Consider the following 16,678-nt stretch of genomic DNA (forward strand, 5'->3'; position numbering starts at 1 on the left):
GTTCCTTCCCGCTCGACCCCCGAGCATATAAAATAGCCCCGATTGCTCGGGGCGTGAATCCTATATTGCTTGTTACCCCCTGACGGAGTAGTCGTCGTAAAGGTCGCCGACAACGCTGGTCCCCATACCCGCCATTGTGCCGCTCGTTGCGAAGCTTAGCCTCTCGTCGTAAGCGGCCAGTACGTTGACACCATCAAGGAAGATGAACACACCGTTGCCGATGATAGCCACGCGGTACGCGCTTGTCTGTCCGGCTGCAATGGCCGGGGACAGAGGCAGGCTCTCTTTGATGTTGCTTGTCAGCACATTATTGACGCGGATCGAAACGCCCGCCCGCTGAGCGAAGCTGACGGAAATAAGGTTAGTGTTACCAGCGAACCTGAATACCAACGTGGCTCCTTGGTTGGCCCCTACAGCGGTCTGTTTTACGTCTACGATCTGATCCTTGACGCCTGTCTGTACGGTGATGTACTGTCCGATACCGGACGTACCCGTGCGGCGAAGCATATTGCCGTTGATGTCGTATCTGTCAGCGTTGGTGCGCTGCCATGTCTTCGAACCTTCGATACCGACCTCAACGTCGCCGGTATTGGTGCTGTCAGCTCGGTTAAAGGAATCGGACACAATCGGGCTTGAGTTAACGGCCTGCTTGGTAGCAGATACGCCTGCACCCTCCACATCGAAAATGGATACGGCCTTAACGCTGTAAGTATAGCTTGTTCCCGCCGTCAGCCCCGATTCGTAGAACACCGGGTTTTTGTAATCAATCGGCGCAGAGTTAACCTTTACGCCGTTCCGGTACACGTTGTAGTAGGAGACAAAAAAGTCCGTGACCTTGTCCCACACGAGCATAGCGTCCTTATCGCTGAGGAATGCTTTCAAACTCGTAGGAGTGGACGGAATGCGGTCCTCAACCTTCGCAAAGGACTTGAACTGAGCCATGCGGTCCGTGTCTACTGCACGTCTGATCATATCGTGACCGAATGGCAGAGGGTGCGTCCAATCCGCAGTGTATGCGGTGCTACGGAATCCGCCAGTCCTTGGATTCTGCGTCTCAGTCCCGTAGGCACCGTCAAAGTACCCGTCGATAAGGCCGTCAGCGTACGGGGCGGTGGAAATCCAATCGTTGACTTGATCCCTGACGTTACCCGGCGTGTACCATGCACTATAAATAGTGTTGATATTTCCAGTGTTTCGGCCTAGAATCTTGGTCTGATACAGCATGATCTTGGGGTTCTTAGCTTTGACCGCCTGAAACGCCTGAGACAAGTATGTCTTCATGCTGGAAAGGCTCGACCCGTTGTCATTCGTGCCATAGTTGCCGATTGCGTGAGTGCAAAACGGCGCTATGTGCAGACGAACAGTATTGGAGTTACGGAAATCTTGAACCCGTTCCCCGCCAATTGCAACGTTCGACCACGGCAACCCTGCATCAAAGCAAGCACGGACACCAAACCCGCGTTGTGACGGAATTTCACCGTTGGGGCCAGGATTGTCGGCGGAACCAGCCTGAATGGAATCGCCGTAAAGCAAAACAGAAGCAGTACGCTCTCCAGTCTTCTCCTTGCCGATGATGGCAAGGGGGAAAACAGCTCCAGCCACGTCTGAGCTTACCGCAAGGATTGGATTAGTAGTTTGGTCGAAATCACACAAATCTTGACCAATAACCTTTCCTTCTTCCAATGTTCTGAACAACGCCGGTCCGCCCTTCGGGTACTTCCCTCCAGCGGGAACGGAAACAAAAGTCCTAATCCAGAAGTTTGTTCCTTTGGTGATTTCCCGTGCGAGCGGGTATGTGTATGCGACCTCGCTAGGCTGCACCGTCTTACTCCGTGTTCCTTGTTCATCCCAAGCAATGGGAACGCGGGTCAAGACCTTCGTTGTTGGGTCTTCGAACTCAATCGCGATCTTGTACGTAACCGGGTTGGGCGTAGCCAGTTCACCATTTACGCCGGGGTAAATGAGTTGCAAGCCGTTGAAATTTTTCCAGGCTGTGTGCTTCGTCCTAAACGTGTCAGCGATGCCCCATATCGTAGGGCTTCCGGGGTCTGAAAGGGAATTGAGAGTATAACCCCTGTCTGCTACAAGCGAGCGACCTTCAGGGTCGGAAATAGCCCCAAATCCTGCTGCCTGTGTTGTCGCACTAGCTGCAGCACTCGCCGCCGAAATGTTCCCCGCCGCATCCTTTGCTTTGACTGTGTAACTGTATGTCGTGGATGCCGTCAACCCCGTGTCACTATAAGTGGTCGTAGCGAACGATCCTACCTTGTTGCCGTCGCGGTAGATGTCGTAGCCGGCCACGCCGACATTGTCCGTCGATGCGGTCCAAGCAAGGTTGATCGTATCTGTACCGGCAGCCGTAGCCGTCAGTCCAGTTGGGATCGACGGTGCCTGTGTATCCGGCGCTGCCGGAGTGCTTACGGATACAGGGCTGCTTGCTGCTGAGACATTGCCCGCGGCGTCTCTTGCCTTGACGGTATAGCTGTAGCTCGTCCCCGGTGAGACGGTATTATCCGTGTAAGTCGTGGTACTTGAGGAGCCGATCTTAGTCCCGCCCCGGTAGATATCGTAAGCCACGACACCTACGTTATCGGTTGATGCGCTCCAGGATAGCTGGACCTGTGATGCCGTGACAGACGTAGACGTTAACCCTGTAGGTGTCGTGGGGGGCTGTGTGTCTTCAGGCGGCTTGGGGACAGCGCCTAGATAACTCACCTGCAGCACTGGCGACCCGCTAACCGGGTATGCTCTAAATCCGGCAAGCTGCGCCGCTGAATCCAGCGTAAACTCTGCACCGGCCTTGACTGGATGTCCGCTTGTTGCTGATGGAGGCGGATCATCCTTACGCCAATACCTTATATCTCCGCCCTCCACACTAATGACAGCTTGCGTAGCACCCGCCGGAATGCTGGCAAGCTTGGAAGGTTTGTTGGCCGCTACAACCAGCGTCTCACTACCTACAGGATCGCCGCCTCCGAGGGCATGTAATATGCCCTCCTGCAAGTTTGCCGTATTTACTACTTGCCCATTAGACTTGATGGCTGCACCTGATTTTGCAAATCTTGAGTCCAAATAATCAGACATTGCCACCGCCCCCCTCTGCATCAATCATGGCTTGTACCTGATCCCTGATACCATCACGTGTAGGTACGCTATCCAGCGTCCGCACTCCGGCTTTGACAAGCCTATAATAAAGCAGCGCCATTAGACGTCACCTCCCAGCCGGGACTCGAAGAGATCCGCCAGCGCCGCCATAATTGCGAGATTATCCGCGCGGGTCGCTTGTAACTCGGCCATTACGTCAGCGAGCGTTGGGGTACCCGGTTGCTCCGGTTGCTCCGGCGTCGATGGTGCCGGGCGGGTCCAGACACCGTCTGCGTAGATGTCGCCAAGTTGTACGTCCTCTACGTCACCCAGCAGTATCAAACTCGGCGCGTCTACCTCGCTGGATAGGTAGGATACGCTAATCGCCCGGCCTAGGTTGTCTATCTGTGCATATTTAAACATGCTTATCACCTCACAAGTATTCGGTTACTGACCATTGCACGTCTACAGCGTTAGGTACATTAGCTGCTGAGCCATTTATCATATAAGTGATCCTAACTGTCTTGTTGTCAAGAAATGTCGCAGTCACTGACGATAACTGCGTGACATCGCCGCCACTTGGACGCTGATAAGCCAGTAATACTGATCCGTCAACTCTAGGGCCAGACTTGTTAATATCAACTTGAGTGATCGTTACGTCAACATACGATGACCCCGAGTTAATCCTCGATACGCCTTTTTGTATGCTTTTTATTGCGCCCACTGGTTGCCACCCACTTCCGTTCCACGATTCTAGGACTCCCGCGTTAAGACGAAATTGAATAGAATTGCCCGTTGTCATGATGTCGCCGCCCGGACCAGATAGCCGATAGTCCAGAATCCCTCCGTCACTGGGCTTCTGTTGGCGGAATAACCACCCATCACCACCGAGTACGTTACGAGACGCATAGATCAGCTTGCGTCGAAAACTCGTGCTAGGAGCGCCTGTATCTTCGACACCGAGGATTGCATCGCCATCTGTCGTTACGAGGACGTTCGGCACAGTAAGCGAACCCGTCATCGTATCCCCGTCGCGCTTTACCGCGTTTTCCAGCGTCGTCCTCGGCGCCGAAGTTGCGGATGCCTTGCCGGTGATCCCCTTGATCAAAGAAAACAGGCTACTCAGCAACGTACCCAGCGGCCCCGTCATCGTTGGCGCGGTCGTATCGTTGGCCGTCCGGCTACCTATGGCTGCGTCCGTAACCGCCCCGTCCGCGAGGTGCCGCTGCCTGACGGACTTGTCCGGATGATCCATATCCGGCGCTGTACGGTGCGATGCGATATCCCGGGCGTTGTTTTCGCTGTACGCCGCCGCAAGGATAAGCTGCCAGTCCTGCACGCTGTCCCGCGTCCAGTTATCGTCTAGGCTCTGCGACAACGCCCCGATTGCGCTGCCGGGATTGCCGGGATACTCGATACGCCCGTCCGTAGCGGCTGCCGTCATGTTTTGTTTATCGAGTGCTAGGTAGGTGACGTATACGTCGTTGGTGGACGCAAGCTCGGCGGCAGGGATTTGAGCATATCCGTAGCCATACGTAGGTAGCCCGGCGTCAACGGCCGATCGCTTAGCTATGGTCCATTTACGATTTGGGTCGCCGCCTTTGTATACGCTCAAGATAGCATTCGCTCGCCTGGACAATTTAGCTCCCGCTAGATTGTTGACAAAGTACGTAGATCCGGACAAAGCTGGCGTTACCTTCTCGCGGACGATCACGCCCTCCGTCAACTCGACCAGGTTGCCGCCCGTGTGCATTGATATACTGCCCTCTACGGTAACGGCCTCCTCCACGCCCTGTGCCCGCTGATAGATCATCGTCAAGTAACCCGGCCAGCCCGGTACCTCGTTGGTGCTGACGTAAGCGAGCGTCTGCGTCGGAGCGTCGGATTGGGTAAGCAGCGAGCGCCATGCCGTAGGCTTGCCATTGGCATCGAGAGTTTTCGCTTGCCACCCGTTGAACAGTGCGACCAACTCATTGGCCGTAGGAACGGTAGCATCCGAAAAACCGCTGTCTGTATTGGAGATGCTAATTCCCAGCCCGCTGGACCCGGATCCGATGCAGTCAGGTCCAGTTATGTTGCCATATTGAATAGGCGTAAGCGCCCTCCCGTCGAATCTAGCTGCTTTGTAGGCTGCGCTATCGGGCATTGCGGAAGGAAACGCCGAAAGTGGAGTAGTCACGATCTTATAGCCGACCTTGTTTTGCAGACCCGGAGTGATGTTCGATCCTCTGAGGACCTTGTCCGTCTCCCACCGCTTGTACTTGTACCACGCATCCCGCCAGTACAGTGAGTCATACACGCCGCTGATCGGATCTCCTGCGAGTTTAAGCGGCTTGCCGTCGCTGTCCGACACGCCTATGACGTAATCGTCGTTGCGCGCCTCGAATGATTGCGGCAGGTCGGCGGTAGTTCCGAGGACGAGTATCGGATTCGAGAACGTGATATTGCCGGTTGCTGTACCAGTCGAAAAATAGACGAATGCAAATCCGTTATAACTGGCATCTGCCGTAAAGGAGTATGGCGATGATGTTGAACCACCGACAAAAGCGCCTGTAGCGGACTCTTTTCTGACATATATTCCTCCCAGGGCAGGCAATGTGGCCGAGAACGTGTATGTCTGCCCACTCACTACAGGTACGCTGTATCCAATAACCACCTGACCTGTACCGTTAGCTGCATGATTCACCACGTATGGGCCGCTAATCGTCGCATTTGGATGGAGATTTGTCCACTCTGCAAACGGCGGGAGCGGGTTTTTCCCCGTCTTGAGTACAGCCGGACATTGCACGGACTGCATGCCGTTGATATGCGGTAGGTAGTCGCGGATATTAGAATCCGTTATCGTCGTACCGATCGCTGCGTATGTGGCTGCGTCTACTTCGTACAGGCTCGCACCGTCAAAGTATGCGTCGAAATCGTCGGTGCCGCTGAATTTACCGAGCAACAGCCGGACTCCCGAACGACCCGTAAACTTGACGTATACCGTCTGCCACTGATTGAGCATCGTGGTATTCACGTTTTTAAACACGGCGTTTGCGAACCCGCCCTTGTCGTAGATAGCGATATTCGGCAGCGTTACTGCCCGTGTGACATAGACATCGACCGCTGCAACGTACGTCTTGGCTGCGTCCAGATCAATCTCCTTATAAGCGGCCCGGTTACCGGTGCTGCCGAACATCTTAAAGCTAGCGTCGCCGTACCGTCTTATCGTCGTATCCAGTACAGTTCCGGCCGTTGTCCATCCGGTAAGGGACTCGCAGTCACCGCCGACTAAGATGTTTTGCAGCGTACGCCCCTGCACAGTTACCCGCGCTGGTCCCGCTTGATCCGTTGTAATGACCTGGGGACCGTGCTTGAGCGTAGAGGTGATTGTCAGACCGTCCTTAAGTTGGGACTTGATGGTAGTTAAATCCTTTTTATCAGCGGCAGACATCAGACCGCCAACGGTGCTTGTGGCGTTTGGTATCGGGTCCGTCCCGTTTTCCACGTGAGTCGGCCCATGTAGCGCAGGGATAGGTACTACCGTAGCTGTAACGTTAGATGCGTTTCCGATTGCTGCATTAAGCTGAAACTGCTTGGATAGGGGCCCGGACGATATAGGCGGAATCGTATCCCCTTGCGTCCCCGCGTTGGCGTAAGAGTAGAGGATTTCCCCGTCTTGTGGATCAAGCGCAAATAACCCAACCTCGCATGTATAGGTTGGGGTCGTGATATTCCCGTTATCAAACATCCCTCTCACAAATGCTGTATTTCCTGTGCTCTTGATTGAGTTGATAGGGAAATATGAAATTGGAGTAACCAAGGATGTCCTAGATGCTGGTGTTTGCCCGCCGGGCAACTGCCCCGAGCCAATCTGCATCCGAGTAAACTTAATTTCGACCCCTGTTTGGGCCTTGGCATATAAAGCAAGACCCTTTGTTGTGATAGCCATCATTCCATAGACTGCCACCGTAACACCTCCTAGGCTGGTGTATTTGTATATATGGTAATAATTTCAGTTCCAGTGACCAACCCACCGACAAACGTCTGAGAGTCAACATCTGTAACCTCGATGATCTGTAGACCCACCCCAGCAGGCTTAGGGATGATCAATCCACTTGCTACCAATTCCCTCGCCGTTGTGCTCAACGTTCCCTCAATCAGCGCTGCCATCGTCATATTTTGGTTATCAACGATCATTAACCGTACATCGTCAAAGAGACTTTCCCATATCTCATATATCTGAGGTATGGTCCCGTCCCATTGATTTTGGGCGATCTTGGCTTTTAAGGCAATCCGATAGTTTTCGTCATCAAGCACCGGGGATATCCCGGCGGTCGGTTGAAAGGGCAAGTATCGACTTCGCCCGATGATCTCACCCAGGGTGTCGAGTTGAACTCCTATTGCCTTGTCGATGTCAAAATCATCCGGCAGCTTCTTGGATTGATTGATTCCGTCATTGACTATGTTAAGCGGCGATGAAAGCCACGCGATAAATTTGGGCTGTACCTTGTGCTGAGAAGTGATAAGGTCGATATACTTACTGATACTCAACTCTTACCACCCCTCAAGTAATATTTAGTGTTACGTTCGCTGTATTTCCTCTTGTTACCTCGTTAAATGCTATGACAATATCTGTTGTTCCCGGTGTTTGTCCATGCTTGGATGCCTTAAGCGAAGTAATCGAAAATAAAGGTTTATTCGGAACCTTATTCGCCGACAAAGCAGCTCCCCATAGACTGGATACCGTCAAATCGTCGCCTATGTTCAGTGAATCGATGTACTGGGCTGTGGATGATTTGATCGCATCTGTCGTTTCGGTCGTGTAGCCTGCAAGCATCTTTACATTAAGCACCACGTCGATATCGACATAAGTTGGGCGGTAAAACCTTATAGGCATTGGCATACCGAATTGATCGGTAATATCAACTGATATTGTTCCATTGGTGTAGCAGCCAGGTCCCTTTTTACGATAGATCGCTTGGGCGATGTCTTGATTGGTTCCACCCTCTACGACAGCCGTAATCGAATGCGGCGGTAAACCGTTCGAGTCAATGACGTTCGTGTCATTCTCGTAAACCTCGAACCGCTCAGTCCCCTGTACGGCTGCGACTGCACCTTTGATTCCCTCTAATACAGTCCTGCTAGGCTGCGAAGTACTTATGGACTGCCTGGATCTAAGCTGGCCATCTGTCTCCGCATATGCCCCGAGGGTTGCATAATCTGCGTTTGATACTGCTATCCATCCAAACGTTGGTGTCACGATTTTCGTTATCTGACCCGGGTTCGCCGTGATGGGACCGGGAGTCTGGCAAGTCGCAAGCGCGGTGGCCTTACCCGTACCGTCTAATATGACTGGATTGGTTAATGACCACATATACCCGGCGCTGTCCCCAACCACACCATTAGTAACGGTCGCCCCCGGTGATCCAGTCAATAAGACTGGGCATGTCGAGTACACCGCAGGTTGCCGCTTTATACCATTGATTTTAACGATGATATCGAGCGGACTGCCGATTGCCGTTGATGGCCCCCGGCTGTTATACACCGCTTGATTGGTCAAAAAAGCATCATAGATGATATTTGATACTGCCGAGATCCATTGATAGTCTTGGCTGTCGTTCTCAAGGTATATGTCCTGCCCAAATATAGACCGGGCATCCGCAATAAGTTGATCCCGGATATCCGTATACGCCGGAATGTGAAGCCCTGACGCATCGATGTAAGGGCTAAAGTAGGCCATTAAAAATTCACCTCCGCTTGAGCCTCGCCGAACTGCGTGTCAACCCTGCAAGTAAGCGAGTATTTGCGGTTCTCATATGTGCTCTTAAAATCGTTAATCTTTGTGACCCCCGGAGTGTTGCGGATCACCTCTTGGACGAGTAGATCGGTTGCCTGTATGTGCTGAGGCGTGCCAGCTTGCCCGAGGATATTTTGAAAGAGCGGCAACCCCTTCTCTGTGTCTTCCCACCATTCCCCTTTTAATAGGAGCAGGTTGGTACGGATAGCTTGGCTTACAGCCTCTACTCCCTCTACAAAGTCCCTAGCGCTGCCTCCAAAGACGTAATCGCCATTATGCATTTTGCGGTACCTCATAAACCCCTCCTCACGGCACGATTGACCTGCCGTTGACCCTGACATCCGATGCGTTAATATCGATCTTGCCCGGGCTCAGGCTAATTACCGTCTGTCCATCTTCAGACCTTAACTGCGCCGCCGTCTGCGAGTAATTAGACAGTTTCCGGGGCTGGCTCCATGGTCCGAGAATCGCAAACCCATCGGATAGGTCATGTCGGCGCCGCTCGATCTGATTTTGAACACCTCCAGAAGAGAACCAAGCATCCATGCACATATCCGCAAAGATTACCAAGCATTCGTCCCCTGCTTTGACCGGGAGGGTTAATGCAAAGCCACCTGCTCGGGGGATAATGATCGGCACATCCAGTAGCAAAGGCACCTCAATCCACTTTTGCTTAAGATCTGCGTCAATAATCCTCTCGCGGATGGCTACCTGTACGCTTGCTGTCTGCGTATTTGGGTCGAATTCAAAGACAATGCCAGGTATAGCCACTCGGATATTGCTGCTTGCTCCCTCAAGCAAGCGCCGGTAAAATTCTTCTTTGTTATCTCCACCCGCTAGCCGTTCAGAGATAGTCACAGCCATGATAGATCCTCCTTAATAAGGATTCTGAGACGCTTCCGAGATCATCCCCGGGAGTATCCCGGCCTGAGATACGGCCTCGCACTCGCATTCCCAGTTGTCACCTCGCGTATCGCCGGAGTAGGTCACCTTAATTACTCTGTAAATGCCTTCGCTGTCCAAATTTCGGATGACCTGTCCTTGCTGGTAGGTTTGTGCTCGTATGAGGCTGTTATCGATCCGCACAAGCGTGTTTATCTTTACCGAAGGATTGAGAAGGCATTTGAAAGTAACGCCTTGGTCGTTTTGTGCCGGATTACCGATCAAACCGGACGCCGGGGCCAAATCCAATATCTCTCCCACGGGCAAGTCGGCCATCCTGACAAGGTTTACTTTGCCATCCTCGATATAAAAAGAGGCCTCTTGCGATTGAGCAAGCTGCCTCAGATAATCTTTTGCAAGTCCGAATACCACTTTTCCCCGGCTTAGCTCTTGGGCGCTGAATCCGTCCGAGATGCTGCCTACCTGCGCTGGTACTTTAGACTGTGCGACGATGTTTCCCACCAGACTCCGGGCCGACTGTCCTTTTAGGACCGAAAACCCGACAAAACCCTGGTTCATAAAGCGGTCGCCGTCTAGAGAGTATAGCGTGAGCCGGTATGTCACTCCATCCTCTTTATCCCTGATCGGCTGTATGACATCCCCATCAAAGATGACGCCGTATTGATTACCCTCATATCCAGCCTCGATCACGATACGGTTACCTTCTTGGATGATTGAGTTTTCGGTGTCAGGTGCTAAGTTGTAAATGGCGATCTCAGAAAAGTTTGGCTGCTGCTGGATAGTCTTTTGTATCTTAAATGTGCATCTCAACTGAGACACATCCAAGGCCGTACCATCTGACCTACTCACAATCACCCGGTAGCGTCGTCCAAATAGGATGTTACCAAGCGCCTGAGAATTGGCTACAACGCCGTAGTTGGTCGCCGGGACCGTTATATCTAACTGCCCAGGTGCGTTCACTGTCGGCGGTCCTGGAGTGGTTACCGATGCCGCATTGACCACTCCGCTTTGTTTGCCTTGATACTTGAGCCAGATGTTATAGCGCCGCTGATAGTCTTTGTCTGGTATAGCCGGTCCGACATATTGGAGCGAGAACTGCCGGAAGTCCTTACGTGCAGATTTCCATACCTGCTTGATGACATATACCGCCACGCACATTGAAAACGCGTCATTGCTAAGTGTGAGTTTTTGCAGCAACTCATGAGTTGGCGGCAAGTCAAGCCTGAACTTATTCGCCGCATACTGAAAAGCATCCTTATGCCACTTAGGCCATACCTGACCATACCCCAATGCGTTACCGCTGTCCCCGAGTATATTGGTTCCGCTGGTCTCTGCGTCTACGGTCGCTAATACGATGTTAAGGTCACAACTCTGAGCCTGTGCTTCCGTAGTCGCTAGTGCCTTCCAATCTGACGCCATCTCATCACCCCAGCGTGTCGGTCCAGACAAGCACAAAGTCTGTTCCGAGGTTATTCAGATTCGGGATACCAGCAGCTCCGCTGATTGGCACTACAGCCGCACTACCGATACCCATGTATGTGTATTGCCCCAATATATCTGCAGCCGGGTACTCTCCTGTAACAAGCGGGACAGCATCCAACATTAATTCCTTGTTCTTTACATCTGTAACCGACACAAACCAGTACTCACCTACTCCGTTCCACGTAAACGTGAATCCTAACGTGATGTTCTTTTCGTCCACTGGAAGGGTGCAGTTGAAACTTTGGTTTGATCCCGGTATTAGAGGGACAATCCTTGTCGCCATGGTGTGCCTCCTTATTGCCCAAACAGCAGTTTACCAAGTCCCATCTGACTTAACGCAGACTGATTAGGAGTAATAGGTTCGGGAGATCCGCGCTTAGATGTATCTGTAACTGTAGGGCGAGAGCTTATCTTAACCGTCCTCACCTGCGCAACGTTCAATTCCTTGAATGTGACCGAACAATGTAACCCGTCTAAGGTCTCAAAGTCGTCAGGTGCGCTCAGAACTTCGACCATCATATTTCGGTATAGTCCAAGCCTTGTATGGATCTGAATAGGAACCCTTAACTGTTGAAGTTCCTTCAGCACATAAAAAGCCTGCACTGATCTGGAGTACCCTCCGCTAAACTGCCCAGGAACCGAGCTTTCATGGACATTGCTCATCGCCACATCCATGGACAACTCTCGGGGCTGTAGGAAGGCGTGGTCCGATACCGCTGCCCCGGCCTGTACAGGGTGCTCTGTGATCGTCAGGCGGCTTGTATGTTCCATTTTTAAAAAAGCATCGAAGAACCAGCCCCCGATGTTAGTCTTGGTGTATACAAGTTGGGATATATCAGGCGAGTCTAGGTCAAGGATGACTGACCCGTTTTTAAAACCGTTGTCCTCATCAGTCATTACCTTAACACCCCTCCGAAGTTTCTCATGAGGAACGATTCTGTTTTATCCTGAACGGCATCAGATGTGCGTTCGGGATCGGATCCGTGAATATGGTTTGTTTGAGTGAGGCTGACATTGTTTTTCGTTGTTTGGTTGTTGGCCTGCGGTATCGTGTATCCTGGAGCATTGCCTGAATTTACTTGCTGACTCCTTGCCAAGATGCCTAACGACCTAGTGAATGCATCCTGAAAATCTGTATTTCCAGTAAAATACCCGGAAAACATATTTTTAATAGCATCAAACGATTTACCTACGAAACCTTTGTCAGACTCCGGGTTCAACTTCAGCCTTTCATCGGCCTTTTCCCCTTCGAGTCCCAAGTGATCCAATAGATCACCGTTAATCGTTTTAGATATCAGTGTGATATAACCGGATATACCACCAATAAGGTCACTAATTACTCTTAACGATTTAACGATAGTTGTACTCAGGATGTCGCCAATCGAATTCAGCGACTTTTCTGTCTCCTTGAGGCCCAAAAGTTTGTTAAGCAAGCCGGTTACTGCTTCAGTCAGTTCCCATACTGATCCGATTAGGGACGCAACACTGGTCATTAACCCTTCGAACACTTTTTCATCTTTGACTTTTTGCCCAAGACCCTTGATCCATTTATCAAACTCTGCATCAAGCTTTTTTAGTATCTCAAACGAGTTTGAAAAAGAGTTTTTGAATGATTCAATTGCTCCACTATCCTCAAGGCCCTTGTAAAACTCCTTGAGACCGTTGTATGCAATCTCGATACCTTCCGAAATGCCGGACATCGCTTCGGACCAGCGACGTTTAAACCCATCGATTACTCCCGAGTTCTCCAGCATATCGAAGAAATCCATTATTCTCTGCCAAACAGGACCTAGAGCGGATTGTCCTCCGTCCAGGTAGGTATAAAAGTCATCCAGCAGGAGTAATAGTCCCGACAATGCAGTAATAAAGAGCCCGATGGGTCCGGTTTTTAACGCCAGTCCCAGCGCAGCCACAGCAACTCCAATGACCTTGAGGTTTTTCGGGATGGAAGCTCCTAGGTCCCCGAACAATCGGATGATATCCTTGATCACCCTGAATGTGGTTAACCCCATACGAGCAAACCAACTCATCACTTGGGCAATAACCTTGGTCCACGAGGGCATTTGCTTCACAATGACGGCATTTATCTCCTGGAGGGTTGTCTTAATATTGCGTATCGGCCCCTCCATGTACTTGACAAAGTAATATCCGACCCACTGTATGGCATAGCTGGCTTCAAGCTTCATGCGAGCGAACTCAAATTGCACGGACCGCACGAGTTTCATTTGCTCCGCGAACTCAGCGGGAGGCTTAAGGTTCTGTGCCTCCCTATTCAGTTGTTGAAAATTACGCATTAATTCAGGACTTAAATACAAATCCTCTAAAGACGCTCCCATCGCCTTCAGGCTTGAGTTATAAGCCATGGCAGCGTCCTTACTGATCCATAACTGCCGGGCAAGCTTCTCGTTCTCCAGATCGGCCTTAGCGATGCCCCCTACAAACTTAGCGATGGCAATACTAGACGCTGCTACAAAACCTACTACCGCCGTAGTAGCCGCCGCAAAGCCAACGACCGCACCACCAGCAAATTTTGATACTGATTTTTCGACTTGGTCTACTGCCTTAGTCGCATCTTTATAGCTGGACTTATCGACTGAAAATCCGAGTGATACTAAGTAGGACTTTATAGTCTCGATCATGATTGGCTCCTCCTCTCGGCGGCTTCGCGGGCGCGCTCCGTATTTTCGTACCTGATTTCAAGCATTTCATGAGCATCCAACAGGTCATCTAACGTAAATACCTCGTCTACGATGTCCCTGTGGCTCCAAAAACCAGCCATTACAGGAGCGTAGACAAAGGCTTCAACATTGACTAAGACTGCCGGGATGTAGTCGGCAGACCCCCGAGGAGCGAAGCCAAGGGGCTGCCGGAGAAAAAACCTTTTAGATTAAAGATCAGGGCGTGGGCAGTTAAGGCCATGACCGTTATTGTGTCGTCCGCAAGGTCCTCTACGCCGAATGTCCCGTTCTTTCTCAAGACGGGTGCTTCTCCGGCCGGGAGCAATTCACTGCACACCCGAAGGCTTTTTTCTTGGACGTAGTCAAAGTCTTCTTCGGAGAGATTTCCTAGCTCAGCCATAATTCCGGAGATATTAAACTTAGAAATAATGTCGGTGACATTAAATGCTTCTTCGCCGTCTTCTTTCTCTTCAGTGGCATTGATGATCTTGGCAATGTCCAGATTTTTGAAAAGTGGGGCCAGCAAACCAGTGACTTTCAGCAACATGAAACTGCCGGTCCGGGCATCAAATTTCTTGATCCGAAAATTCCGTCCATTGATCGGGACATCCTTGTATTTCTCCACTGGTTTCATCCGTCAACCTCCTAAATTGCTTCTTGTTGGATATCAGCGGCCATAAGCGTCCATGTAACCTGTTGCCCTTGAGACTGATAAGAGCGATCAGCAATCTTTTGAAAGCTTACTCCCGTTGCAGTTACTGAATGTTTCATTAATGGAGCTCTAATGATTATTTGGAACCTTGCCCATTCGTTTACCGGAGCAGTATAAGCATAGTTATACGCTTTAAGAAGCCAAGTATTAAGTTCAGCCGTTTGCTGTACAGAAATTTGCAGCGTACCATTTTTAACTTTTATCTTCGAGGACATCACTGACCCGTCAGCAGATACATCATGCACGGTATTATCATTCGCCATAGCCACGGATATGCTCCCTACTCCCTCGCCGTTTAACACATATTGACCGAGAGATGGATGAGAAATGGTTTGCGAGACATCCGAAAAGCTGTATGTTGAGTATCCCAATGTTATCCCTCCTACCTATTCACGACTACGCCGATAACGACATACTCGATTGCCCCGGCCAATTTGATGGCTACATAGATCGGCGGAGACTTGCGGGCATCTCGATCCGTCTGAGACTGGTTAGCGATTGTGTCCGCCAACACCAAATAACCGGCAGACAAAGTATCGCCAGTTTGCAGATTGAGTATCGGAGCCGCTTTCCATACTCCCGGAGCGATGACACCGCGGTTACGAGCGTTGTTGCACGGGTCTGTGATTGCACTTACCAGGAGGCTCACGCCATCTTCGGTTTGCGGGATCTTAGGCCCCTGAGTCAGGGCGTTTACTACTGCCGTCTGAATCTCATTGGTCAATACGTCAAGGTTTAGCACCTCATCGAAACTGACCCCATCCGCCATGGTTCCCTGTACCAAGAGGTTGTATGTTGCTCCGTAGCTGGTGTATACGTTCCCTTTGTATCCGAGGATGGTGTTAACCTGTGTGGTTGTCAGGTCCTCTGGCAGTACACCCACAAGCGTCTTGTATGCCAGTGTAAAGGCTGAGTTAGCCAGCCCTGTATTTAAACCCATTGCTACGCCCATAGTTGCTGCTGCAGCGTAATTGGTTGTGCTGTATTGCCCCAAAACACGGTGTCGCTTGGCTGCATTTAGAGTCTGCATGACATTACCGGCTGTTCCTGCTATTACATCTGCATCTTTCGTGTCGTAGAAGTAAGCAGCCAATGGCACTGCGGTTTCGATATAAGCAACGTTTGCCAGAATATCAGCCTTGACTGCTCCGCAAACATAAGACCCATACCAATCACTGTTCTTTGCTCTGCAAGCCGTCAGGGCCTGTGCTGAGGTCTCAGAACCAGTACCATCCCAGCGACCTATCGCAACTCTGCGCGGCCTTGGCGTCTGGCTGAAGTACATCTGTGCTGCCAAATATTCAGGCTCTTGCCCTGTCCATCCGTCTGAAATCATAGCATCCGTGCCATTGTATAATTTAACCCGTACAGCCGGTGTAATAATTGTAGATTTACCTACAATCAGCCCGAGGTTAAACCCGCTATTAGCAGCGGACATCGGGGATACTGTCACGGTCACGTTGACAATATCGTTTAGAGATTGTGTCGCCAATTCATTTCACCTACCCTGGAATTATTTTCACATCTGCGCTTTCGAGGTAAGACACATTTTCCTGACGTAGGACGCGCTCGTTAAACCTAGCCCAAAAGGATGTACGGTCCCACCATTGCCCTCCAAATTGTTCGGGTACCCGTTTTGGCATTGGTACATCCGTAATCAGTGCAAGGTTTGATCCAGCAAACGCCTCTTTTGATGTAGGACCAAACAGACCCGCGCGGATCGTGGCGGCATCGCTGAAACTGTTGGGCCCATAGCATATCCAACTTACCCGTAGTACCTGGGTATGTCCGACCGTCCGTCTGCCAATACCATCTGTCTCTCCTACGTAGGACACATCCATTTGCCGGGTATAGAGATCATCGTCATAATCGATTATAAAAAAGGCCACATCCTCTTCACGTTTCCACGCGGGAGCGCCCTTTGCTGGCCAAGTAACACGAATTCTATTCTGCGTGCGTTCGTCGTTGGGGTCTAAGCCGATAATTCGTGCTGTCTGATCAAAAAAAATGTCCTCAAGCTCTTGAATGGATAGTGCCATC

16 protein-coding genes are annotated in these 16,678 nt (G+C 51.1%); all 16 read right to left on the reverse strand.

Annotated elements, in window-relative coordinates; all coding sequences use genetic code 11:
* Positions 1–72: 72 nt before the first annotated feature.
* Positions 73–3,084, reverse strand: a complete 3,012-nt coding sequence (locus WMW72_RS12115; RefSeq protein ID WP_341415727.1) for a fibronectin type III domain-containing protein — start codon at positions 3,082–3,084, stop codon at positions 73–75.
* A complete protein-coding gene (locus WMW72_RS35575; protein WP_423227541.1) occupies positions 3,077–3,205 on the reverse strand; it encodes a CD1375 family protein in 129 nt (42 codons plus the stop codon). Before WMW72_RS35575 ends, WMW72_RS12115 begins: the two co-directional genes overlap by 8 nt.
* Positions 3,205–3,507, reverse strand: a complete 303-nt coding sequence (locus WMW72_RS12120; RefSeq protein ID WP_341415728.1) for a hypothetical protein — start codon at positions 3,505–3,507, stop codon at positions 3,205–3,207. The genes WMW72_RS35575 and WMW72_RS12120 overlap by 1 nt, the downstream gene beginning before the upstream one ends.
* Before the next feature lie 10 nt (positions 3,508–3,517).
* A complete protein-coding gene (locus tag WMW72_RS12125; RefSeq protein WP_341415729.1) occupies positions 3,518–6,823 on the reverse strand; it encodes a hypothetical protein in 3,306 nt (1,101 codons plus the stop codon).
* 221 nt (positions 6,824–7,044) lie between these two features.
* On the reverse strand, positions 7,045–7,617 hold the full coding sequence (locus WMW72_RS12130; protein ID WP_341415730.1) for a baseplate wedge 1 family protein: 573 nt from the start codon (positions 7,615–7,617) through the stop codon (positions 7,045–7,047).
* A 13-nt stretch (positions 7,618–7,630) separates the two neighbouring features.
* Entirely contained in the window at positions 7,631–8,806 is a 1,176-nt protein-coding gene (locus tag WMW72_RS12135) for a baseplate J/gp47 family protein (RefSeq protein WP_341415731.1), read from the reverse strand.
* Positions 8,806–9,159 (reverse strand): contractile injection system sheath initiator, encoded by a 354-nt coding sequence (locus tag WMW72_RS12140; protein WP_341415732.1) that lies wholly within the window; start codon positions 9,157–9,159, stop codon positions 8,806–8,808. The genes WMW72_RS12135 and WMW72_RS12140 overlap by 1 nt, the downstream gene beginning before the upstream one ends.
* 10 nt (positions 9,160–9,169) lie before the next feature.
* Positions 9,170–9,727 carry a Gp138 family membrane-puncturing spike protein gene (locus WMW72_RS12145; RefSeq protein WP_341415733.1) on the reverse strand — a complete coding sequence of 186 codons (558 nt, stop codon included), beginning with the start codon at positions 9,725–9,727 and terminating at the stop codon, positions 9,170–9,172.
* Between the two features lie 12 nt (positions 9,728–9,739).
* The gene (locus WMW72_RS12150) at positions 9,740–10,963 is read right to left on the reverse strand and encodes a phage protein (protein WP_341415734.1); all 1,224 of its coding nucleotides are present in this window, start codon (positions 10,961–10,963) and stop codon (positions 9,740–9,742) included.
* Positions 10,964–11,189: 226 nt separating this feature from the next.
* Positions 11,190–11,531: a phage baseplate plug family protein gene (locus WMW72_RS12155; protein ID WP_341415735.1), complete on the reverse strand. Its 342-nt coding sequence runs from the start codon at positions 11,529–11,531 to the stop codon at positions 11,190–11,192.
* An 11-nt stretch (positions 11,532–11,542) separates the two neighbouring features.
* On the reverse strand, positions 11,543–12,145 hold the full coding sequence (locus WMW72_RS12160; RefSeq protein ID WP_341415736.1) for a phage baseplate protein: 603 nt from the start codon (positions 12,143–12,145) through the stop codon (positions 11,543–11,545).
* The gene (locus WMW72_RS12165; protein WP_341415737.1) at positions 12,145–13,887 is read right to left on the reverse strand and encodes a phage tail tape measure protein; all 1,743 of its coding nucleotides are present in this window, start codon (positions 13,885–13,887) and stop codon (positions 12,145–12,147) included. Before WMW72_RS12165 ends, WMW72_RS12160 begins: the two co-directional genes overlap by 1 nt.
* A gap of 172 nt (positions 13,888–14,059) precedes the next feature.
* Positions 14,060–14,560 (reverse strand): phage tail assembly chaperone, encoded by a 501-nt coding sequence (locus WMW72_RS12170; RefSeq protein WP_341415738.1) that lies wholly within the window; start codon positions 14,558–14,560, stop codon positions 14,060–14,062.
* Between the two features lie 11 nt (positions 14,561–14,571).
* Complete coding sequence (locus WMW72_RS12175; RefSeq protein WP_341415739.1) at positions 14,572–15,009, reverse strand: tail tube family protein; 438 nt, start codon at positions 15,007–15,009, stop codon at positions 14,572–14,574.
* Positions 15,010–15,020: 11 nt separating this feature from the next.
* Positions 15,021–16,130 carry a DUF3383 family protein gene (locus WMW72_RS12180; protein ID WP_341415740.1) on the reverse strand — a complete coding sequence of 370 codons (1,110 nt, stop codon included), beginning with the start codon at positions 16,128–16,130 and terminating at the stop codon, positions 15,021–15,023.
* A 10-nt stretch (positions 16,131–16,140) separates the two neighbouring features.
* Positions 16,141–16,677, reverse strand: coding sequence for a phage neck terminator protein (locus WMW72_RS12185; RefSeq protein WP_341415741.1), 537 nt, complete (start codon positions 16,675–16,677; stop codon positions 16,141–16,143).
* Between the last annotated feature and the right edge of the window lies 1 nt (position 16,678).

Source organism: Paenibacillus filicis (assembly GCF_038070315.1).
GTDB lineage: Bacteria > Bacillota > Bacilli > Paenibacillales > NBRC-103111 > Paenibacillus_G > Paenibacillus_G filicis.